We start from the raw sequence: 19928 nt of genomic DNA, 5'->3' as shown, positions 1-19928 counted from the left end.
CTATGAAAAGGAAGGGAATTAAGAAATGGCTATTCGCATAATTGTAAAAGATCCGGATCCGGTGCTTCGCGAGAAGGCGAAGGAAGTAACCAAATTTAACGCCAACCTTCAGAAGCTGCTGAAGGATATGGCCGAAACGATGTACGACGCGGACGGCGTCGGTCTTGCCGCTCCGCAGATCGGCATCTCCAAACGCGTCATCGTCGTCGACGTGGGCGACGAGAACGGCTTGATCGAAATGGTCAACCCCGTTATTACCGAAAGCGACGGCGAGCAGATCGGACCGGAAGGCTGCCTTAGCATCCCGAATTTGAACGGGGAGGTGCGCCGAGCCAATCGTGTCGTCGTCAAAGGGCAAAATGCGGCCGGGGAGACGTTCACGGTCGATGCGACCGGTTATTTGGCGCGGGCGTTCCAGCATGAAATCGACCATCTGAACGGCGTTCTTTTTACCGACATCGCCGAATCGGTTTACGATATTTCCGAGCAAGCCGAGAAGCCCGTCCGCGCAGCCCGTGCCGGAAAAGGCGGCGAGTAACCTATGCGCATCGTATTTATGGGAACGCCGGAATTTGCCGTTCCCTCTTTGAAGCTGCTGCTGGAACAAGGCTACGAGGTCGTAGCCGTCGTGACCCAGCCGGACCGTCCGAAGGGGAGGAAACGCGTGCTGACGCCGTCGCCGGTCAAGGAAGAAGCGCTGCGGCACGGCTTGCCGGTGCTGCAGCCCGAACGGATGCGCAGCGAGGATGCGGTTGCTGCCGTAGCGGCGCTTAAGCCGGATCTGATCGTAACCGCCGCTTACGGGCAAATTTTGCCCAAGGGCGTATTGGAGCTGCCGCGACTGGGTTGCATTAACGTGCACGGCTCGCTGCTGCCGAAATACCGCGGCGGCGCGCCGATTCAACGTTCGATTATGAACGGCGAGCGGGTAACCGGCGTTACGATCATGTATATGGCGGCCGGACTGGATACGGGGGATATGATCAGCCGCGTCGAGGTGCCGATCGAGGACGACGATACGTCCGGCACGATGTTCGAGAAGCTGAGCGTCGCCGGGGCGAAGCTGCTTGGCGCGACGCTGCCGTCGATTATCGACGGTACGGCTGGGGCGGTTCCGCAGCGCGAGGAAGAAGCAACATACGCGCCGAATTTGACCCGCGAGGACGAGCGGATCGATTGGAGCAAATCCGCCGTTCAGATCCACAACCAGATTCGCGGCTTGTCGCCGATGGCCGGAGCTTTCACGCAGCTCGAAGGGGAAGTGTTCAAAGTATGGGCCGCATCCCTCGCTTCGGACAAAGAAAAGGCCGGCGCGTTGCCGGGCGAAGTGCTTCGGGCCGATTCCGACGGCATTGCGGTGCAGACCGGAGAGGGCGTGCTGCTGTTGAAACAAATTCAGCCCGCCGGCAAAAAGGCGATGCCCGCTTCGGAATGGCTGAAGGGCGCAAGGCTGAATCCCGGAACGGTATTCGGCGGTGAACCGGCATGAGCGACCAAAGGCGGACCGCTCGTCCGAAGCCGAATAACCGAAGCGAAAGCGGCGGCTCGCGCAAGCATTCCGGCGGGAAGGCTTCCGGAGCTTCCGCGGACCGCCGCCGAGGCGGCCCTAAGCCGCGCTCCGCACGCGAGCTCGCTCTCGATACGCTGCTGAAGGTGGCCGAGACCGGCGCATACAGCAATCTGCAGCTGAACCGAGCGCTGCAGGAGGCTCAGCTGTCCAAAGCCGACGCGGCGCTCGTGACCGAGCTTGTTTACGGAACGATCCAGAGACAGAAGACGCTGGATTATTGGCTGGCCCAATTCGCCGCCAAAGGGCTCGGCAAGCTGGAGCCGTGGGTTCTGCAGCTTCTCCGGCTCAGCCTATACCAGCTGCTGTACCTGGACCGGATACCGCCGCATGCCGCCGTCAACGAAGCGGTCGCCATTGCCAAGCGTCGCGGCCATCAAGGGATATCGGGCATGGTGAACGGGATGCTTCGCAGCATCGTCCGCAGGCGCTCGGAACTCGTTCCGGAAGCGATCTCCGGGGCGAATGAGGCCGAACGGATCGCGACTGCGCACTCTTACCCGGAATGGCTGGCGAAGCGCTGGATCGACCGCTACGGCGAAGACGCGGCGGAACGGATCTGCGCTTCGGGCAACGAACCTCCGCATGCCTCGCTGCGGGTGAACCGGCTGAAGAACGACGCTGCGCAGGTGCTGGCGGAATTGCAGGCGGACGGTTACGAGGCGGATCGCTCGCCCGCCGCCCCGCAGGTCGGGATCGTCGTCCGCCGCGGCGGCAATATGGCCGATACCGCCGGTTACCGGGAAGGGCGCTGGACCGTGCAGGACGAAAGCTCGATGCTGGTCGCGCAGGTCGTTGCGCCCAAGCCCGGCATGCAAGTGCTCGACTGCTGCGCCGCGCCCGGCGGCAAATCGACGCATCTGGCCGAGCTGATGGAAGGCAAAGGGAAGGTTTGGGCGAACGATATTCACCCTCATAAGCTTCAACTGATCGAAGCGCAGGTTGCCCGATTAGGTCTCGCGAACGTCGAGGCGATCATCGGCGACGCGGCTAAGCTCGGGGAGCGTTTCGCTCCGGAATCGCTCGATGCGGTATTGCTGGACGCCCCGTGCTCGGGACTTGGCGTGATCCGGCGCAAGCCGGAAATCAAATGGACGAAGTCGCCGGAGGACGTTGAAGCGATCGCGGAAATCCAGAAGCGTCTGCTTGATGCCGTCGCCGTGCTTGTTAAGCCCGGCGGCACGCTCGTATACAGCACATGCACGATCGAGCCGAAGGAGAACGAGCGGCAGGTGGAGCGGTTTCTGCGCGAGCATCCCGAGTACGGCCTCGACCGGGATTGGCCGGAGGATGTGCTTCAGCCTCTTCGGGAGGCCGGCGCGGTCGGCCCGGACTTCGACGGAAGCGTTCAGCTTTTGCCGTTTCATTTTCAGAGCGACGGCTTCTTTATCGCAAGGCTGAGAAAGCGTCCGTAACGCCCCGTGTGGCTTAAGCACAGGCGTTTGTGGTAGAATATTCGTCGACGGCGGGCCGGCGGCCGGGAAAAAACGGGTTCCGGCAATTTCAAAACGTACAGGTGTGATATTAAAACTAATGAAACCTTTCATTTACGACTATACGCTGGAGCAGCTTCAAGATTGGATGCGGGAAAACGGCGAACCGGCTTTCCGCGCCTCGCAGCTGTTCGATTGGCTGTACGTCAAGCGCGTAACGAGCTTCGACGACATGACCAATCTGTCCAAGGAGCTTCGGACGAAGCTGGCGGACCAATTCGAATTCGTGACATTGAATGAAATTACGAGACTGGAATCGAAAGACGGCACGGTCAAATATTTGTTTGGCCTGCACGACAACCATGCGATCGAGACGGTCGTCATGCGCCATAATTACGGCAACAGCATATGCGTTACGACACAGGTCGGCTGCCGCATCGGCTGCACGTTCTGCGCATCGACGTTGGGCGGCTTGAAGCGGAACCTGACAGCCGGCGAAATCGTAGCGCAAGTCGTCAAGGCGCAGCAGATGCTCGACGAAACGAACGAACGCATTTCCAGCATCGTCATCATGGGAACGGGCGAGCCGTTCGAAAACTACGACGCGACGATGGCTTTCCTGCGGACGATGATTCACGAGAAAGGCCTGAACATCGGCCAGCGGCATATTACCGTCTCGACGAGCGGCATCGTGCCGAGCATCTACAAGTTTACGGAGGAGAACACGCAAATCAATCTGGCGATTTCCATCCATGCGCCTAACGACGCTTTGCGTTCCAAGCTGATGCCGGTCAACCGCCGCTTTCCGTTCGAGGACGTCATGGAGGCGTGCCGCCATTATATCGCCAAGACCGGACGGCGGATTACGTTCGAATACGCCTTGATCGGAGGCGTCAACGACCAGCCCGAGCATGCGCAGGAGCTTGCGGACGTACTGCAGGGAATGCTGTGCCACGTCAATTTGATTCCGGTCAACTACGTCCCGGAGCGCAAATACGTGCGCACGAGCCGCAACGACATTTTCGAGTTTCACCGCATTCTGGAACGGAACAAAATAAACGCTACGATCCGCAGAGAGCAAGGTCACGACATCGCGGCCGCATGCGGCCAGCTTCGTGCGAAACATATGGAGTCCACTGCGAGGTGATAACGTGTTAACGGCGAACCGAAGCGATATCGGAAAGATTCGTCAGATCAACGAAGATTACTCTTGGGTAGGCGAGCTTGCCGGCGGCGTTACGCTTGCCGTCATTGCGGACGGCATGGGCGGACATCAGGCGGGAGACGTGGCAAGCCGCGTCGCCGTAGAATCTCTAGTGGAAAGCGTTGAAGCCGCGATCGGCGACGGAAGTTATTCGGAGGAGGAAGGAAGCCTCCTGATCCGTAACGCCATGGAAAAAGCGAACGATACCGTATACCGGCTGGCCGCGCAGAACGACCGCTATTACAATATGGGGACGACGCTGATCGCCGCGCTCGTGCGCGGCGGCCGGGCGATCATCGGCCATATCGGCGACAGCCGCGTTTATTTGATCGATTCTGCGGGAATCAGGCAGCTGACCGACGATCATTCGCTCGTCGCCGAGCTGCTGCGTTCCGGCCAGATCAGCCAGGAAGAAGCCGCCCGTCATCCGAGGCGGAACGTCATATCGCGGGCCGTCGGGACGGACGAGAAGGTGGAGGCGGACGTTATCATTGCGGAGCTGGAGCCGCTTGCCGTCTTGCTGCTGTGCAGCGACGGCTTGACGACGATGGTGGACGACGACCGGATTCTCGAAACGGTCGGCGATTCGCAGACGGATCTGTCCGCCAAAGCGGAACGCCTTATCGAGCTTGCCCTGCATGCCGGAGGAGATGACAACGTTACCGTCGTCCTTCTGCAGGAAGAAGCCGGTACCGAGCGGGAGGTGTAGGCAGTGATCGGACATAATTTGGGCGGCAGATACGAAATTCTGACCCGAATCGGCGGGGGAGGCATGGCGCTTGTCTATAAGGCGCACGACGTGCTGCTGAACCGCAACGTCGCCGTAAAGGTGCTGCGCCAGCAATTCGTGCATGACGAGGAATTTATCCGCCGGTTCCGCCGCGAGGCGCAATCGGCCGCCGCGTTGTCGCATCCGAACGTCGTGAGCATTTACGACGTCGGGCAAGAGGAAGACACGCATTATATCGTGATGGAGTACATCGAAGGCCATAATTTGAATGAAATCATTCAGGAGCGTGCGCCGCTGCAAGCCGAGGAAGCGGTGCGCATTGCCATGCAAATCGCGGACGCTCTGGAGCACGCCCATCAGAATCATATTATTCATCGCGATATTAAGCCGCATAACATTCTCATCGGCAAAAACGGACGGGTGAAGGTGACGGATTTCGGCATTGCGAGAGCCGTTACCTCGTCCACGATTACGCAAACCGGCTCCGTCGTCGGCTCGGTTCATTATTTTTCCCCCGAGCATGCGAAGGGCGTGAGCGCCGGCGAAAAATCGGATATTTATTCGCTGGGCATCGTATTGTACCAAATGGTGACCGGCCGGCTTCCTTTTCTCGGCGAGAGCCCGATCAGCGTCGCTCTGAAGCATTTGCAGGAGACGTTCGAGGAGCCGCGCAAGGTGAACCCGCATATTCCGCAAAGCGTGGAGAACATCATTTTGCGGGCGCTGCGCAAAGATCCAGCGGAGCGGTACGCATCTGCCCGGGAAATGCTGTACGATATGGACACATGCTTGAAGCCGGAGCGGCTGGACGAGCCGAAAATCGACTTCGCTCCCGACGACGATCTGGAGGAGACGAGGGTCATGCCGGCCATCCGGCCCGGCGATTTCAAGCCTGCGGCCGCCGTCGCGGCGGACCGGTCCGCGCCAACTCCGCCGGAGCGCAAGCAGACAAGCCGGCAGGAAGAGGAGAAGACGGCCGAGAACAAAGGCTGGAAAAAGCCGACGGCGATTATCGTATCGACGCTTGTCGCCCTTGGACTGATCATCTGGGGTTTTATGTGGTTGCTTGACAAGCTGGATACGCCGGAAGTGACCGTCCCGTACGTGATCGGCGAAAATGAACAGACAGCCATCCAAATGCTGCAGGAAGCGGGGCTGAAGGTTGAACAGCCGGCCAAGCACGAATATAACGACGAGGTGGAAAAGGGCATCGTCTTCGACCAATCGAAGCAGAACATGACCGTCAAGGAAGGTTCGGTCGTCGCGATAACCGTCAGCGACGGGCCGGAGCCGGCTACGCTTGACAATTACGTCGGCCAGTCGATCGAAGAAGCGAGAGAAGCTCTGATCGCCTTGGGAGCCGATGAGCAGCGCATCGACGTGAGAGAAGAATACAGCGACGACGTCGAAGCCGGAGTCATCATGGAGCAGAACCCGGCGCCGAACTCGGAAATCGTTCCTTCCGAGACGGACTTCTCGTTTGTGGTCAGCAAAGGGAAAGAAACGTTCGAGATGCCGGAGCTGGTCGGCAAGACGCTAGAGGAAGCGAAAAAAATAATCGCCGAATACGGACTGACGTTGTCGGATGAAGACATCTTGTACGAAGAAAGCTTCGAATACGAGAAAGACGTGGTTATCGACCAGACGCCGTTCGCGCCGAAGGAAGCGGTGACCAAAGGCGCCGCCATCTCGCTCCGCGTAAGCGCCGGCATACCGAAGGATGCGAAGCAGTATCAGTTCAACGTCGACATCTCGCCGGCCGTTAACGGGCAGCCAAGCGAGGTCGTTATCGTATACAGCGACTCGCGCGGCGAAAATATGGAGGAGAAGCATACGATTACGAAACGGGAAGTGTTCCCGGTTACGGTCGTTCTCGCTCCGAATTCGGAAGCGACGATCTCGGTGTTCCGGGACGAGCTGCCGATCGACACGGCATCCATCAGCTACGACGAGATCGTGCAAGGCGAAAGCTCATCCGTGATCGCTTCGCCGATCGACGAAGGTGAAGCCGAAGCTCCTCCTGCCGGAACCGGCGAGGATAACGGCAATGGCAACGGCAACGGAAACGGAAACGGAAACGACGGAAACGGAAACAACGGGCGCGGCGGCGACGAAAGCGGCGGCGACGGAAATGACGAATAAGGGGACGCGCATGACCGAACAGCTCAAGGGACGAATCGTAAAAGCATTAAGCGGATACTATTATGTCCGTCCGGAAGAAGAAACGGGCGAAGCGGGATCGGCTCCCGCCGTTCAATGCCGGGCTAGAGGAATTTTCAAGAAGCGCGGCGTTTCTCCGCTTGTCGGAGACGCCGTGCTGTACAGCTTGACCGAGAACGGCGAAGGCGTGGTGGACGAGCTGCTGCCCCGCCGGTCGGAGCTCATCCGGCCGCCGGTCGCGAACGTGGACTTGGCCGTGCTTGTTTTTTCCGTCACGGAGCCCGCGCTTAATTTGCAGCTGCTGGACAAGTTCCTGGTTCATATCGAGCATGCCGGCATACAGCCGGTATTGGTACTAAGCAAAGGGGATCTGGAGCTCGAAGGGGCCGAAGCGGCGGAAGCGAAAAAAGCGGCGGACTTGGTCCGGACGCTGTACACGAACATCGGCTACGAGGTTTACGGCACCAGCTCGCGCAAAGGCCAAGGCATCGAAGCGCTCAAAGAGCGTCTGCAAGGCCATTTGGCCGTTTTCGCGGGCCAGTCCGGCGTCGGCAAGTCGTCGCTGCTGAACGCGCTCGTGCCCGGGCTCGCGCTGGAGACGAACGAGATCAGCAGCAAGCTTGGCCGGGGCAAGCATACGACCCGCCACGTCGAGCTCGTCGACGTGGCGGGCGCCTATGTGGCCGATACGCCGGGCTTCAGCCAATTGGATTTTCAAGAGCTTGGCATCGAAGATTTAAGCTATGGTTTTATCGAAATGAGGGAGCTTGCTCCCGATTGCAAATTCCGCGGCTGCACGCACGTCCACGAACCGGGCTGCGCCGTTCTGGCGGGCGTGGAGAGCGGAAAGGTGGCGCGGAGCCGCCACGATCATTATCTTCAATTCCTCGCGGAAATGAAGGAGAAAAAGCGGAGGTACTAACAGCTATGACAATCATTGCCCCTTCCATCCTTTCGGCGGATTTCGCCCGATTGGGAGAAGAAGTACAAGCAGCCGACCGTGCCGGAGCGGATTGGATTCATATCGATGTAATGGACGGCCGGTTCGTGCCCAACCTGACGTTCGGGCCGCCGGTCATCCGCGCCATCCGTCCGGCGACGAAACTGACGTTCGACGTTCATTTGATGATCGAACGCCCCGAGCTTTCCATCGCGGAGTACGCCGCTGCCGGAGCGGACCGGATTACGGTGCATGCGGAGGCTTGCCTTCATCTTCACAGAACGATTTATCAAATCAAGGAGCTGGGCCTGCCGGCGGGCGTCGCCATCAACCCGGCCACGCCGGTGTCGTCGCTTGAGCCGGTGCTGGACGATGTCGACCTGGTGCTGATCATGACGGTAAACCCCGGCTTCGGCGGCCAATCCTTTATTCCGTACTCGCTGGAGAAGCTTCGCCAGCTGAGAGAGCTTCTGAACCGCCGCGGACGGAGCCATGTCGATGTCCAGGTCGACGGCGGCATTAACCCGTCTACCGCTCCGCTCGTCCGGGAAGCGGGAGCGAACGTGCTGGTCGCCGGCAACGCCGTATTCGCCGAAGCGGACCGGAAAGCGGCGATCGCCGCGCTCAGATAGAGGAGGCGGAAGATGACGAGCAAATGGAAGACGGCGTTATGGATTTTTCTCTACAGCGTAGCGGTAGGCGCGCTTCTTGCGGCATTTTCCTATACGCCGGGCATCGTAAAATACGTATTTTCCTTACTCGCCTTATATCTCATCATCCGTTTTTTTCGCCAATACGAAACATGGCCTGTGCGCATCCTTTTTATCGCGCAGTCGATTATCATGTATTTATTAGGCGCGGTTATTACCGCAATGATTATTTATTATCAATCGGAAGGCGTTCCCGCTCCGTAGCCGGATAGCCGGCCGAAACGGGCGGCAGCCTATGGAATAGGACAGCTTGCAGACGCATAGGATGGTAACATGAACGAGAGTTCGTGTTACCTTTTTTTGTGGCGGCAAAACCGCCGGGGAACCGATGGAATATACGCCTGTGGCAATCAAGGTGAGCGAGTCTGAGGAGGGATGAACATGAAATTTTACACGATCAAGCTGCCAAAATTTCTGGGCGGGTTTGTAAAGGCGATCCTAAATACCTTCCAAAAAAACTGAATCCGATGCAGCCGCCTTCGATTCGTCGTACGATAAGCGTAAAACGGCTGCCGCCGCGCTTGGCGGGCCGAAACCGTAACGGGAAGTTCAAGCCGGATTATTAGCTTTACCCGGCTAAAAAAGGCAGAAAAAAAGCACCTGGGCTTCAGGTGCTTTTTACATTATACGCGAGTCACTTTACCGGACTTCAGAGCGCGGGCGCTAACCCAGACGCGCTTCGGCTTGCCGTCGACCAGAATGCGAACCTTCTGAACGTTGGCGCCCCAAGTACGGCGGTTTTTGTTGTTGGCGTGGGAAACGTGGTTTCCGCTGCCTGGTCCTTTACCGGTAATAAAGCATTTGCGGGACATGACTACACCTCCTTCAAGCTTTGCAGCAAGCAAAACGTCTTTCGTAAGCAATTTCGTGAAAATTACTTAGCACGAATACAAACATACTCGCCTATCGTATCACATATTTGAAAACTGTTCAACCTATATTCTAGAAGGTACGCCGGTTTGGAGCGGGATGGAATAGACTTCAATAACGGTATGGTTTATAGTACAATGGTACTTAAGTCCATACTCAATGCGAAGGAGTGATTGTGCATGCCAATGCAGCTTACTAACGAACTTGGCCAAATACATATAACGGACGAATGCATAGCGGTTATCGCCGGCTCTGCAGCCATGGATTGTTATGGACTTGTCGGAATGGCGTCGCGGAAGCAGCTGAAGGACGGAATTGCGGAATTGCTGAAGCGGGACAATCTTTCCCGCGGGGTTGAAGTCCGCAAGGAGAAGGACGGCATTCATATCGATCTGCACATCATCGTCAGCTACGGAACGAGAATTTCCGAAGTGGCGCATAACATTCAATCGAAAGTGAAATACGTTCTGAATGAAGTCATTGGTCTGGAAGTAAGCCAGGTTCATATATTTGTTCAAGACGTAAGGGTATCTACTTAGGAAGGGGAGTCATTATTTGAGTAAGCGCTTCATAAACGGAACCGAGTTTGCGGCTATGGCTTCGCTTGGTGCGGAATATTTACAGCGGAACGTTGAACGGGTGAACGCACTGAATGTGTTTCCGGTACCCGACGGCGATACGGGGACGAACATGAATTTGACAATTCAATCGGGTATTCGCGAATTGCAGGGCAAGCCTTCGGAGCATGTGGGGAAAGCGGCCGAAGCGTTGTCGAAAGGACTCTTGATGGGCGCCCGCGGCAACTCCGGCGTCATTCTGTCGCAGCTGTTCCGAGGCTTCTCCCGATCGCTCGGCTCACTGGAGGAGGCGGGGCCCGTTCAATTCGCCGCCGCGCTTCAACAAGGCGTGGATACGGCCTATAAGGCCGTTGTCAAGCCTATTGAAGGGACGATTCTTACCGTTGCCAGGGAAGCCGCCAAACACGCGGTACAAGTTGCGCGCCGTGCGAACGACATGAACGAGCTTATGCGCGAGGTGCATGCGAAAGCGAATGAAGCGCTCCAGCGGACTCCCGATATGCTGCCGGTATTGAAGCAGGTCGGCGTCGTCGATTCGGGCGGACAAGGCTTGGTTCTAATCTATGAAGGCTTTATGCGCTGGCTGGACGGATCGGACAAATCGTTTACCGCCGTAACGGAAGCGGCGTTGCCCGAGCAGGTCGGCATGAAAGCGGCCGAGGCTACGCCGGCCCCGGCGCCGCGTCAAACGGTTCCGGCATCCGCCCAATCCCGCTTGGAAACGGAATCCATCGAATTTTTATACGATATGGAATTTTTTATTAACCGCAAGCTGGGCGGCACATCTGCGGCTCCTTTCGATGAATTCGCTTACAAAAAAGCGTTGGAGAAGGACGGGGACTCCATTATCGTCATCAGCGACGAAGATACGATTAAGGTTCACGTTCATTCGCGCAAGCCGGGAGACGTCCTCAATCTTTCCCTTCCTTACGGGGAGCTGATGGATATCCGCATTCTGAACATGCGGGAGCAGCATCGGGACCTGCTCGCCCATGAAGAGACGGGCTTGCCGGAGCAAGCTCCGGTTTACGGCATGGCGGACGACGGTTTCGCGTCGGCCGAGCTGCTAGCGGGAGCGGTACAGACGACGTCGCCGGAGAAGGTTTACGAATGGGCGCCTTACGGCATGATTGCCGTCGCCATGGGGGAAGGGATTAAAGCGATTTTCCTGGATAACGGGGTCGATGTCGTATTGTCCGGCGGTCAAACGATGAACCCTAGCGCCGAGGATTTCGTCAAAGCGATCGAATCTCTTCCAGCGGAGCATATATTTATTTTGCCAAATAACGGAAACATCATCTTGGCTGCCGAGCAGGCGGCATCGTTGTCCGAGCGCAACGTAACGGTCGTTCCGACGAAGACGATTCCGCAAGGCTTGGCGGCGGTGCTTGCTTTCAACGAGGAGCAATCGGCGGAACGGAATGCGGATTGGATGACCAACGCCGCCTCCCAGGTCGTATCGGGACAAGTGACGCATGCGGTGCGGGACACCTCCATTGACGGCATCGACATTAAGGAAGGCGACTATATCGCAATCTGCGAGAAGCAGATCGTCGCCTCCGAGCCGGAGCTTATTGCCGCGTGCAAATCCATGATCGAATCGATGGTGAAGGAAGGCGGAGACCTGCTGACCGTGCTGACGGGCGAGGACGCGGCCGATTCGGTGACGAAGGAATTGCTCGAGTGGGTCGAAACGGAGCATCCGGAGCTGGAGCTGGAGCTGCAAGCCGGGGGACAGCCGCTTTATCCTTATATTTTTGCGGTCGAATAAAGCTCTAATGAATACACAATATCGTACATCATGCGGAGAGTGATCGGATGGGCAAAGTGATTATATTGACGGACAGTACGTCCGACGTGCCTGAGAAAGTTCGGAAGCAGCTCGGCATCGAGATGGTTCCGTTAAAAATCGAGATTGACGGAGTGGGCTATTTGGACAACGTCACGTTGGACCCCGGCACATTCTACGAGAAGCTGAAGGCGTCGAAGGAATTGCCGCGAACTTCCCAGCCGTCGCCGGCCGAATTTATGGAAGCTTATCAGCGAATATTGCAGCGGGAGCCGGGCGCGTCCATCATCGCGTTCACCTTGTCTTCGCAATTCAGCGGAACGTACCAGTCGGCGCTTATTGCCGGCTCCATGCTCGAAGAGCAAGCCGATATTACGGTGATCGACTCCAAATCGGCATCTTACGGGTTTGGCGTTCGCGTCGTTCGAGCGGCTGAGATGGCTCAGGCCGGGGCGTCAAAGGAAGAGATACTGGAAGAAGCTAAGCGGCTCGAGGAAAATACCGAGCTTTATTTTCTGGTCGACACGCTCGAATATTTGCAGAAGGGCGGCCGCATCGGCAGAGCTTCCGCCATGATCGGCACGCTGCTCAACATTAAGCCGATTCTGACGATCGACCGGGACGGCTTCGTGAATTCGGCCGATAAAATAAGAGGCACCAAAAAAGCGATGAACCGGATTCTGGATATGCTTGGCGAGACTTTCACGCCGGAGGAGCCGGTTGCCGTCATTATGGCATGGACAAGCGACGGCGAGGAAACGGCAAAAAACTTGCACGAGCTTTTGCAAGGCCGGTTTAACGTCCGCAAGACGGACGATACGTTTATCGGTCCCGTGATCGGCAACTACGTCGGATCGGGCACCGCGGCCGTATTTATGTACAGATTGAAAGGTTGATAGCCATGTTGCTGGAAGAAATACCGGTCCGGCAAGTAAAAGGCGTGGGCGCTTCGAAGGAAGAGGAGCTTCACGCCTTTGGCATACATACCGTTGCCGATTTGCTGGACTACTTTCCGTTCCGTTACGAAGATTACCGTTTGCGCAGCCTGAAGGAAATCAAGGACGGAGATAAAGCGACCGTGCAGGGCACGATCCGCGGCAATCCGATGCTGCAGCGCTATGGACGGAACAAGTCCCGGTTGACCTCCAAGATCGAGGTCGACGGCATGCTCATTACCGCCGTATGGTTTAATCGCCCGTTTCTGAAGGATCAGATCGTTCCGGGAAGGGATATTGTGCTCACGGGGAAGTGGGAGCAGAGCAGGCTGCAAATGACCGTATCGGAATCGGAGTTTGCGGACCGCGAGACGCGTTCGGCGAAATCCGGAACGCTGCAGCCGGTTTATTCGGTAGGCGGTTCGATTACACAGACCTGGATACGCAAGACGATCCGCCAAGCGTTGGAGCAATACGGCGCGCTTATCCGGGAACTGCTGCCCGAAGAAATCGTGGAGCGCCGCCGTCTCATTCCGCGAAGGGAGGCGGTGGAGCGGCTGCATTTGCCGGGCGACACGTCGGCCGGAGCCGCTGCGCGCCGCAGGATGGCTTACGAGGAGTTGTTCCTGTTCCAACTGAAGCTTCAAGCATACCGTTCATTGAACCGGGACCGGGCGGACGGCGTCGCGCACCCGATCGAGGCGGAAACCATCCGCAAGTTTGCGGCGACGCTGCCTTTTGAACTTACTGAAGCGCAAAAAAAAGTGATTAACGAGATCGTCTACGATATGCGCCAGCCGTATGCGATGAACCGTTTGCTGCAAGGAGACGTCGGTTCGGGCAAAACCGTCGTGGCGGCTATCGCTCTGGTTGGAGCGGTCAAAGCCGGCCGTCAGGGCGCCTTGATGGTTCCGACGGAAATATTGGCGGAGCAGCATTACCGGTCGCTTCAGAAGCTGTTTGCCGGAACCGGCATCGAAGTGGGACTGCTTACCGGCAGTTTGCCGGAGAGAAAAAGGCGGGAAGTGCTGGCCGGCCTGCAAATGGGCATGATCGACGTGGTCGTCGGAACGCATGCTCTTATTCAGGACGAGGTGTTTTTCCGTAGTCTCGGTCTTGTCGTAACCGACGAGCAGCATCGGTTCGGCGTCAATCAGCGGAGCGTGCTGCGCCGGAAGGGGCTTAATCCCGACGTCCTGACGATGACGGCAACCCCGATTCCACGAACGCTTGCCATTACGGCCTTCGGGGACATGGACGTCTCGACGCTGCGCGAACGGCCGCACGGCCGGCTGCCGATCAAGACGTATTGGGTGAAGCATTCGGCGATGGATCGGGTTTACGGCTTCATTCGCAAGGAAGTGAGCGAAGGAAGGCAAGCGTACGTCATCTGTCCGCTTATTGAAGAATCGGACAAGCTTGACGTGCAAAACGCGATCGATGTTCATGTTCAAATTCAGCAGGCTTTTCCCGATTTGAAAGTAGGTCTGCTGCACGGCCGGCTGGGCGCGGCCGAGAAGGAAGCGGTCATGGGCAGCTTTGGAGCGAACGAATCGCAAGTGCTTGTCGCAACGACGGTCGTCGAGGTCGGCGTCGACGTGCCGAACGCCACGCTGATCGTCATTATGGACGCGGAGCGGTTCGGCTTGTCGCAGCTGCATCAGCTGCGCGGGCGGGTCGGAAGAGGAGCCTATCAATCGTATTGCGTGCTGGTCGCCGATCCGAAGTCGGAGGCCGGGCGCGAGAGGATGAACGTCATGACGGAGACGGACGACGGCTTCGAGGTGGCAAGACGGGATCTCGATTTGCGCGGTCCCGGCGATTTTTTCGGCACGAAGCAAAGCGGGGTTCCGGAATTTAAAGTGGCCGACATGGTGGCCGATTACGAGCTGCTGGAGCAAGCCAGGGAGGATGCCGCCGATTTGACCGGCAGGGAAGATTTCTGGAGCAGCCCGGCTTACGAAGGCGTTCGCGCCGTTCTGGGCAAGGATCATATTTTACAGGGCGAACAACTAGATTAGGCAATTACGGATACCGTCCGGCATATAGATAACCGATATGGGATGCCGGATGGAGGTGTAGCCTGATGACCTATCAAAAATATGGAATCAAGCCGGAGCTGGTCGAACGCGTCAAGTTCAAAATGAAAAATCCGGTCACGAAAGACCGGATACGCATGCTGGTCGCCAATGTGACGAAATACGACTTGCAGGACCGCGTGAAAGTTCGCAAGCTGGTTAAAGCGGCCGCCGTCATTTTGCAGGAGAAACTGACGGAATCGCAAGAGGAACAGATCGTTTATTTTATCGTTTCGCAGAAAATCGATCCCAATAATACGTTCCATTTGCTTAAGCTGTGGGGCATGTTTCGCTGACCGGACGGTCGGCGATTTTTTTTGTTCCGGGAAACGATGCGAATACATCTCGGGCGGAAGGGGACCCCCCGCCTCTCTATAGAGTAATTCATTACGGTCTAAAACAACTCCAATTGCTCGTCCTGCCGGTAAGGCTTAATGCATTCCGGGGAATCGAAGTCGGCCTTGCCGACTGCGGGGGTGACCGGATAAGCTTCCAGCTTGTCCGCGTCATACGGCTTGAATATCCGGTTCAGCTCACCCGTATCCAGCGGCCTTCGCTCCAGCCACAGCGGTTCGTCTGCCGGATCGAGTATGACCGGCATCCGGTCATGGATGGGCGACATTAACGAATTCGGCTCCGTCGTCAATATCGTACAGCTGCTTATCCTGGACCCGTCCGGCGCCTCCCAGATTTCGTATAAACCCGCAAAACTGAAAACCGCCCGGTCGCGAAGCGCGATTCGCATCGGCTGCTTGCCGTTGCCTTGCTTTTTCCACTCGTAGAAGCCGTCGGCCGGTATAAGGCAGCGTTTGCGTCTGATCGGCTCGGCGAAGGCGGGTTTTGCCGCCGCGGTTTCCGCTCTTGCGTTAATCATCTTGAAGCCGATTTTCGGGTCGTCCGCCCAGGGCGGAACGAGTCCCCACTTCAACTGTCCGAGGCGCCGCTTGGTCCCGTCGTGAATGACGGCAAATACTTGCTGGCCCGGCGCCACATTGTATTTCGGCTGATGGAACGGAAAGCGGGCTTCCTCGATCCAGTAACGGAGCATCAGCTCCTCCAGCGTAACCGTTAACGTATATCTGCCGCACATGGCGAGCACCCTTTCTGTCATTGGTTGCTTTTATTATACTATTTTTTCGCATGCCGGAGCCGTTACCCGATCATACTGGTAAAGTGCGGAATCAACAAGAAAGGAGATTATGCGGTTCATGGCGGGAATGACAGAATTGCAGCGCTTGTTCGCTTGGCCCGTCGCCGGATGCAAGTATGCGGTCGGGAAATGGCTCGGTTATCGGCGCTCTCGGCAGCTGGCCGCTGCCGCCCGTACTCCGGTGCTGCGCCGAGAGGCCGTTCGCGAGCTTGCCACGGCTTGGGACGAAGCGGCCGCCAACTTTCGTGTCTCCACATGGAAAAGATTTCGGCTTCAGATGGAAGCCGGCGTTTCATTGGGCGAGCCGGTTTACACAAGAAACACAGTTGGTTCGGGCGAGTCCGAAGAGTTGCGTTTAAGCGTTGAAGACCGGGCCAGAGTCGAACAAATACGTGCGGAAACGTATATCAGAAACCGGAACAACTTAACGCGCACGGAAGCTTACAGGAAACTGTATATACGAAGGCCGGAGCTGCATTGGGCGCTGCTGGCTCATATGGTTTCGAGAAACGCCGGCTGGAATATGACCGACTTGAAAGGCGAGTGGTTGCCGCGCTTAATCCGGATGGAGCGTTTGGAGACGATTTTTCAGTTTCTGGAAAGATCAAACGCTTATATTTTCTATGACGCTTATCCGCAGCTTCGGCTTTATGAACGGAGTTTGACCGAAGGGCGGAGCATGTTCCATTTGCTTCCGGCATTTGGCGTTTCGCGGTTTATGGGACCGGTGTGGGAACGTTTCTGGTTGGATCGGGATCCTGTGCCCTTAACGATTGCCCTTATTGTGAACGAGCAGCATTATATTGAGGAACGGGTTGTCCGCAAGCGTTATTACGGTCAAAATGTTCTTCATACGGGACTTGCCGAAATTCAGAAGCTGCTGCAATTAAACGCCGTCATGTTTCCTTACGGAGGCGGGGAAAAGCTGCAGTTGGCCGGACTCATCATGGAGTCCTTCGGAAATTTGGAAGAGCGGATCGAATTTGGCAAAAAGTTATATACGCTTCTGTTCGGCGTGCCGGATGTGTTTGAAGGAACGTTGGCTTTCGTTAAGACTAAGCGCCATACCGGCTCAAGAGCCGATTATGCCCCCGAACTGTTCCGCGCAGGCCTGGCGGCAGCTGACGGCGAAGCCCCTTACCGGGACCGTTTGGCCGGCGGCCGGCTGCGTCCCGGTGCGGAGAGGATTAGCAGTCCGGTATTGGAGGATGCGTGGGACGACATAAGGCTGCCGCTTCCCGAAGCAGGCGATTGGTTCAAAGAAACAGCCGAGGTAGTACGTTATTTTCGGGCGTTGACGATGCCGCACGTATTTGAAATGAGCTGGGAGTATCGGTTGCTGCTGAACAAAATCGAGTTAGCCGTAACGGCAGGAGAAAGGGCAGGGAAGCTTGTCGGGAGGGGGGGATAATGCCGTTTAAGCGTATGGCGAAAGGCTTGCGAGGTTGTCGGGGGGAGCAGGCGGCGGCCGTTTCTGTTGCAGGAACGGTCTTGGGATTTGCTTCGGGATCAGCTCGCCAAGACGCTCGTCATCCAACAGAGTGATGTTCTCGTTATGAGAGAGCAACGAGCCGCCGCAGTCCTGCCGGCCTGCGAACGGCTCTTTATTTGAGCAAAATATGATCGTTCGGTTAAAGGAGCTCCTGTATAGCTGCTTGAACGGCATCCGCCGTGTGCTTCCAGGTAAATGCCGAACGTATTTTGAGACTGGCACTCCGTCCTTTTTCTTTCGTTTCCGACCGGTTCTCATATGCGTAGCGCATCAGTCTCCGCAGTTCCGTTCGGTCGACCTCCAACCACCAGGGATCCGCCACAATCGGAATGTCTCCTATTGCGTTTTGGCGGGCGGTTATTTCTCTGCTTGGAATAAGAAATGCCGACTCTTCATCGCAAAAGTCGCGGGTCGGACCTTTGTCGGGAACTATAACCGGTGTCCCGCATGCCATAGCTTCAATAATCGGCAGGCCAAAGCCTTCTCCGCGATACGGATGAACCAAACAATCGCAAGCTTTATACAGGCTTGCCAGTTCATGCTCGGAATACTCCTGGTCTAGATAATGGATTTTAGGCTGATGATGCCGGGAGCTTGCGTCGGCAATCGTCGCGCCGTTCGTTCTGCCTGCATAAAACGAAGAGGTGCCAAAGTCCTTGATGACAAGGCAGACATCTTCATCCTCGTTAAATTCCTGAGTATAGGCGTCAAGAAGAATGTCTACTCCTTTACGCCATATCGTACCGCCCACAAATAAAAAGCGGAAGGAGGCTTGAGCCTTAAGCTCCATAGTCTCTACATGAGGGTGGTATACGGCTTCATCCACTCCAAGCGGGATAACCTTGATTTTATTTTCATCAATACCGGAACGGACATAACATTCCTTGTTATACCGGCTATAAACCCAAACCTGATCCACCCAATACTTCATCGGAGCGTACCACTTCATCGGAAGCGCTCCGAATTCCCACGGCTGCATTAATACCCAATGTTTGCTCAGAGGAACGGTGAAGCTTGGCGGCCATTGATGGCAAACGGCGACATCGGCGTGCAGTTTTTTTGGATGAACCGGCTGGAATTCTCCTGTATAAAGGTTTATTGACGCTCGTCGTCTCAGCTGCTTGCATATATTTCGATTCACTTTGGACAGACTGTGAATTTCGGCTTGAGGCCCTTGCCATAAGAGCGTACAACTGCCTTTAGAGGCGTTATCGGTTTCCGTATCGGCGTCAAGTACAGCCGAAATGATCTTTGCAATAGCAGGGACGGAATAGTGAGCGGCCATATCCAGCTTAGCCTGTTTGGCAACGGCATTGCGCTTCGATTCATTCTCGAACGCTTCGCGCAGCGTTTTTCGAACGCTGTCCACAGTCACCTTGGCCCATTTATGACCTTTATATAAATAAGCTTGAGTATGCTGCAGCTTCTCGTCAACATCCTCAAGCTCGTCTTCCGGTTTAATCAGGAAAGAGTTGGTCTCATGCATAAACTGTGTCGAACCGCTCCAATCGATGGTGATCGCGGGCTTTCCCATCGCCATCATCTCCATGCACGGCATTCCCCAGCCGTTAGCCCGGTCAGTCGAAACGTAGCAATCGCAGCTTTGATATAAGGAATAAAGAGTATCGCTAGGGATCTTCTGCAAGAGCAAATCGATATGCGGATTATCGGGCTTATGCGGGATGTAGGAACGGATTAAAGCTTGCACATCCAATTGTCCGGCGCCAGGCGGAACATACATCTTCAGAATGAGCGAGACATCCTCCCGATCCGAAAACTCCATGCAATACGATTGGACGAGCAGATCGATTCCCTTCCTGAAACTAAATGCGCAGTTGTATAAAAACTTGAATTTTTTCGTTTCTCGATTAAATACGAACGGCTCCGAAGTTTTCGAATATTTCTCAATTTGAATCGGATAAGGAACAAGCCGAAGCTTATCCGGATCAACTCCGCTTCGGCTGAACGTTTCAAGATTAAATTTGGACGGAAGCCATATTTCGTCCATATCGTTGCACCACGCCACCCATTTGTCGGGAAGACGGTCGGTCTCGAATATCGTTACCCCGATTTTTTTCTTGAACGGAAGCCCATGAATATAATCGTAGGGGAAGGAGTCCGGAGTCGCGTGAATAATCAAATAGGGCTGTTCGCCTAACCGTTCGAGCGGTTGATGAAGGCTGTCCATAAAGTTGATTTCGTCGTCTCCGATTTCTTGATCCCAGTTTCCGATCGGAACGACATGTACGGGAATGTTCAACAGATCCAAGCATCGCAAAAAGTTTCTCGAGA

The 19928-nt window shown here is 56.1% G+C and carries 19 protein-coding genes; 16 read left to right on the top strand and 3 right to left on the bottom strand.

From position 1 onward, the window contains the following. The first annotated feature begins 25 nt into the window (after positions 1 to 25). From def to spoVM, 10 genes are all read left to right on the top strand, one after another. Positions 26 to 538 (top strand): peptide deformylase, encoded by a 513-nt coding sequence (gene def / locus ACFSW5_RS12295; protein WP_379273308.1) that lies wholly within the window; start codon positions 26 to 28, stop codon positions 536 to 538. 3 nt (positions 539 to 541) lie between these two features. Continuing rightward, complete coding sequence (gene fmt / locus ACFSW5_RS12290) at positions 542 to 1489, top strand: methionyl-tRNA formyltransferase (RefSeq protein WP_379273306.1); 948 nt, start codon at positions 542 to 544, stop codon at positions 1487 to 1489. Next, complete coding sequence (rsmB, locus tag ACFSW5_RS12285; RefSeq protein WP_379273304.1) at positions 1486 to 2982, top strand: 16S rRNA (cytosine(967)-C(5))-methyltransferase RsmB; 1497 nt, start codon at positions 1486 to 1488, stop codon at positions 2980 to 2982. The genes fmt and rsmB overlap by 4 nt, the downstream gene beginning before the upstream one ends. Before the next feature lie 118 nt (positions 2983 to 3100). After that, the gene (gene rlmN / locus ACFSW5_RS12280) at positions 3101 to 4147 is read left to right on the top strand and encodes a 23S rRNA (adenine(2503)-C(2))-methyltransferase RlmN (RefSeq protein ID WP_379273302.1); all 1047 of its coding nucleotides are present in this window, start codon (positions 3101 to 3103) and stop codon (positions 4145 to 4147) included. Positions 4148 to 4151: 4 nt separating this feature from the next. Further along, positions 4152 to 4913, top strand: a complete 762-nt coding sequence (locus ACFSW5_RS12275; protein ID WP_379273300.1) for a Stp1/IreP family PP2C-type Ser/Thr phosphatase — start codon at positions 4152 to 4154, stop codon at positions 4911 to 4913. Positions 4914 to 4916: 3 nt separating this feature from the next. Further along, positions 4917 to 7076, top strand: a complete 2160-nt coding sequence (gene pknB, locus ACFSW5_RS12270; RefSeq protein ID WP_379273296.1) for a Stk1 family PASTA domain-containing Ser/Thr kinase — start codon at positions 4917 to 4919, stop codon at positions 7074 to 7076. After that, a complete protein-coding gene (rsgA, locus tag ACFSW5_RS12265; RefSeq protein ID WP_379273887.1) occupies positions 7066 to 8016 on the top strand; it encodes a ribosome small subunit-dependent GTPase A in 951 nt (316 codons plus the stop codon). The genes pknB and rsgA overlap by 11 nt, the downstream gene beginning before the upstream one ends. 5 nt (positions 8017 to 8021) lie before the next feature. Next, positions 8022 to 8666 (top strand): ribulose-phosphate 3-epimerase, encoded by a 645-nt coding sequence (rpe, locus tag ACFSW5_RS12260; protein ID WP_379273294.1) that lies wholly within the window; start codon positions 8022 to 8024, stop codon positions 8664 to 8666. A 12-nt stretch (positions 8667 to 8678) separates the two neighbouring features. Continuing rightward, positions 8679 to 8948: a hypothetical protein gene (locus ACFSW5_RS12255; protein WP_379273292.1), complete on the top strand. Its 270-nt coding sequence runs from the start codon at positions 8679 to 8681 to the stop codon at positions 8946 to 8948. A gap of 177 nt (positions 8949 to 9125) precedes the next feature. Beyond that, on the top strand, positions 9126 to 9206 hold the full coding sequence (spoVM, locus tag ACFSW5_RS12250; RefSeq protein WP_010345573.1) for a stage V sporulation protein SpoVM: 81 nt from the start codon (positions 9126 to 9128) through the stop codon (positions 9204 to 9206). A 161-nt stretch (positions 9207 to 9367) separates the two neighbouring features. Here the strand turns inward: spoVM and rpmB are convergent, their stop codons facing one another. Continuing rightward, on the bottom strand, positions 9368 to 9556 hold the full coding sequence (gene rpmB / locus ACFSW5_RS12245) for a 50S ribosomal protein L28 (protein WP_379273290.1): 189 nt from the start codon (positions 9554 to 9556) through the stop codon (positions 9368 to 9370). A 237-nt stretch (positions 9557 to 9793) separates the two neighbouring features. On the opposite strand from rpmB, the gene ACFSW5_RS12240 reads away from it, so the two are divergent. The 5 genes from ACFSW5_RS12240 (at position 9794) to ACFSW5_RS12220 (ending at position 15290) form a co-directional block, all read left to right on the top strand. After that, entirely contained in the window at positions 9794 to 10153 is a 360-nt protein-coding gene (locus ACFSW5_RS12240) for an Asp23/Gls24 family envelope stress response protein (RefSeq protein ID WP_379273288.1), read from the top strand. Positions 10154 to 10169: 16 nt separating this feature from the next. Beyond that, a complete protein-coding gene (locus ACFSW5_RS12235; protein WP_379273286.1) occupies positions 10170 to 11963 on the top strand; it encodes a DAK2 domain-containing protein in 1794 nt (597 codons plus the stop codon). Between the two features lie 47 nt (positions 11964 to 12010). Beyond that, positions 12011 to 12877, top strand: a complete 867-nt coding sequence (locus ACFSW5_RS12230) for a DegV family protein (RefSeq protein ID WP_379273284.1) — start codon at positions 12011 to 12013, stop codon at positions 12875 to 12877. 5 nt (positions 12878 to 12882) lie between these two features. Next, the gene (gene recG, locus ACFSW5_RS12225) at positions 12883 to 14937 is read left to right on the top strand and encodes an ATP-dependent DNA helicase RecG (RefSeq protein WP_379273282.1); all 2055 of its coding nucleotides are present in this window, start codon (positions 12883 to 12885) and stop codon (positions 14935 to 14937) included. Between the two features lie 65 nt (positions 14938 to 15002). Continuing rightward, complete coding sequence (locus ACFSW5_RS12220) at positions 15003 to 15290, top strand: stage VI sporulation protein F (protein ID WP_379273280.1); 288 nt, start codon at positions 15003 to 15005, stop codon at positions 15288 to 15290. 98 nt (positions 15291 to 15388) lie between these two features. On the opposite strand, the gene ACFSW5_RS12215 is transcribed toward ACFSW5_RS12220, so the two are convergent. Next, entirely contained in the window at positions 15389 to 16084 is a 696-nt protein-coding gene (locus ACFSW5_RS12215) for an SOS response-associated peptidase (RefSeq protein ID WP_379273885.1), read from the bottom strand. 118 nt (positions 16085 to 16202) lie between these two features. Here ACFSW5_RS12215 and ACFSW5_RS12210 point away from each other — a divergent pair, with 118 nt between their 5' ends. Beyond that, complete coding sequence (locus tag ACFSW5_RS12210; protein ID WP_379273276.1) at positions 16203 to 17555, top strand: DUF2515 family protein; 1353 nt, start codon at positions 16203 to 16205, stop codon at positions 17553 to 17555. 220 nt (positions 17556 to 17775) lie between these two features. Here ACFSW5_RS12210 and ACFSW5_RS12205 read toward each other — a convergent pair whose 3' ends face one another. After that, positions 17776 to 19644 (bottom strand): glycosyltransferase, encoded by a 1869-nt coding sequence (locus ACFSW5_RS12205; RefSeq protein ID WP_379273882.1) that lies wholly within the window; start codon positions 19642 to 19644, stop codon positions 17776 to 17778. Between the last annotated feature and the right edge of the window lie 284 nt (positions 19645 to 19928).

This window comes from Paenibacillus thailandensis, from assembly GCF_042685365.1.
In the GTDB taxonomy this organism is placed as follows: Bacteria; Bacillota; Bacilli; order Paenibacillales; family Paenibacillaceae; genus Paenibacillus_AP; species Paenibacillus_AP thailandensis.
The sequence above is the reverse complement of the archived record's forward strand: the minus strand, read 5'-3'. Positions and strand labels throughout refer to the sequence as shown.

Excerpts from the sequence above, each read along its gene's own strand:
- def (WP_379273308.1), top strand. The coding sequence starts at position 26 with ATGGCTATTCGCATAATTGTAAAAGATCCGGATCCGGTGCTTCGCGAG.
- fmt (WP_379273306.1), top strand. The coding sequence starts at position 542 with ATGCGCATCGTATTTATGGGAACGCCGGAATTTGCCGTTCCCTCTTTG.
- rsmB (WP_379273304.1), top strand. The coding sequence starts at position 1,486 with ATGAGCGACCAAAGGCGGACCGCTCGTCCGAAGCCGAATAACCGAAGC.
- rlmN (WP_379273302.1), top strand. The coding sequence starts at position 3,101 with ATGAAACCTTTCATTTACGACTATACGCTGGAGCAGCTTCAAGATTGG.
- rsgA (WP_379273887.1), top strand. The coding sequence starts at position 7,066 with ATGACGAATAAGGGGACGCGCATGACCGAACAGCTCAAGGGACGAATC.
- rpe (WP_379273294.1), top strand. The coding sequence starts at position 8,022 with ATGACAATCATTGCCCCTTCCATCCTTTCGGCGGATTTCGCCCGATTG.
- ACFSW5_RS12255 (WP_379273292.1), top strand. The coding sequence starts at position 8,679 with ATGACGAGCAAATGGAAGACGGCGTTATGGATTTTTCTCTACAGCGTA.
- spoVM (WP_010345573.1), top strand. The coding sequence starts at position 9,126 with ATGAAATTTTACACGATCAAGCTGCCAAAATTTCTGGGCGGGTTTGTA.
- rpmB (WP_379273290.1), bottom strand. The coding sequence starts at position 9,556 with ATGTCCCGCAAATGCTTTATTACCGGTAAAGGACCAGGCAGCGGAAAC.
- ACFSW5_RS12240 (WP_379273288.1), top strand. The coding sequence starts at position 9,794 with ATGCCAATGCAGCTTACTAACGAACTTGGCCAAATACATATAACGGAC.
- ACFSW5_RS12230 (WP_379273284.1), top strand. The coding sequence starts at position 12,011 with ATGGGCAAAGTGATTATATTGACGGACAGTACGTCCGACGTGCCTGAG.
- recG (WP_379273282.1), top strand. The coding sequence starts at position 12,883 with ATGTTGCTGGAAGAAATACCGGTCCGGCAAGTAAAAGGCGTGGGCGCT.
- ACFSW5_RS12220 (WP_379273280.1), top strand. The coding sequence starts at position 15,003 with ATGACCTATCAAAAATATGGAATCAAGCCGGAGCTGGTCGAACGCGTC.
- ACFSW5_RS12215 (WP_379273885.1), bottom strand. The coding sequence starts at position 16,084 with ATGTGCGGCAGATATACGTTAACGGTTACGCTGGAGGAGCTGATGCTC.
- ACFSW5_RS12210 (WP_379273276.1), top strand. The coding sequence starts at position 16,203 with ATGGCGGGAATGACAGAATTGCAGCGCTTGTTCGCTTGGCCCGTCGCC.
- ACFSW5_RS12205 (WP_379273882.1), bottom strand. The coding sequence starts at position 19,644 with ATGGACGAAATATGGCTTCCGTCCAAATTTAATCTTGAAACGTTCAGC.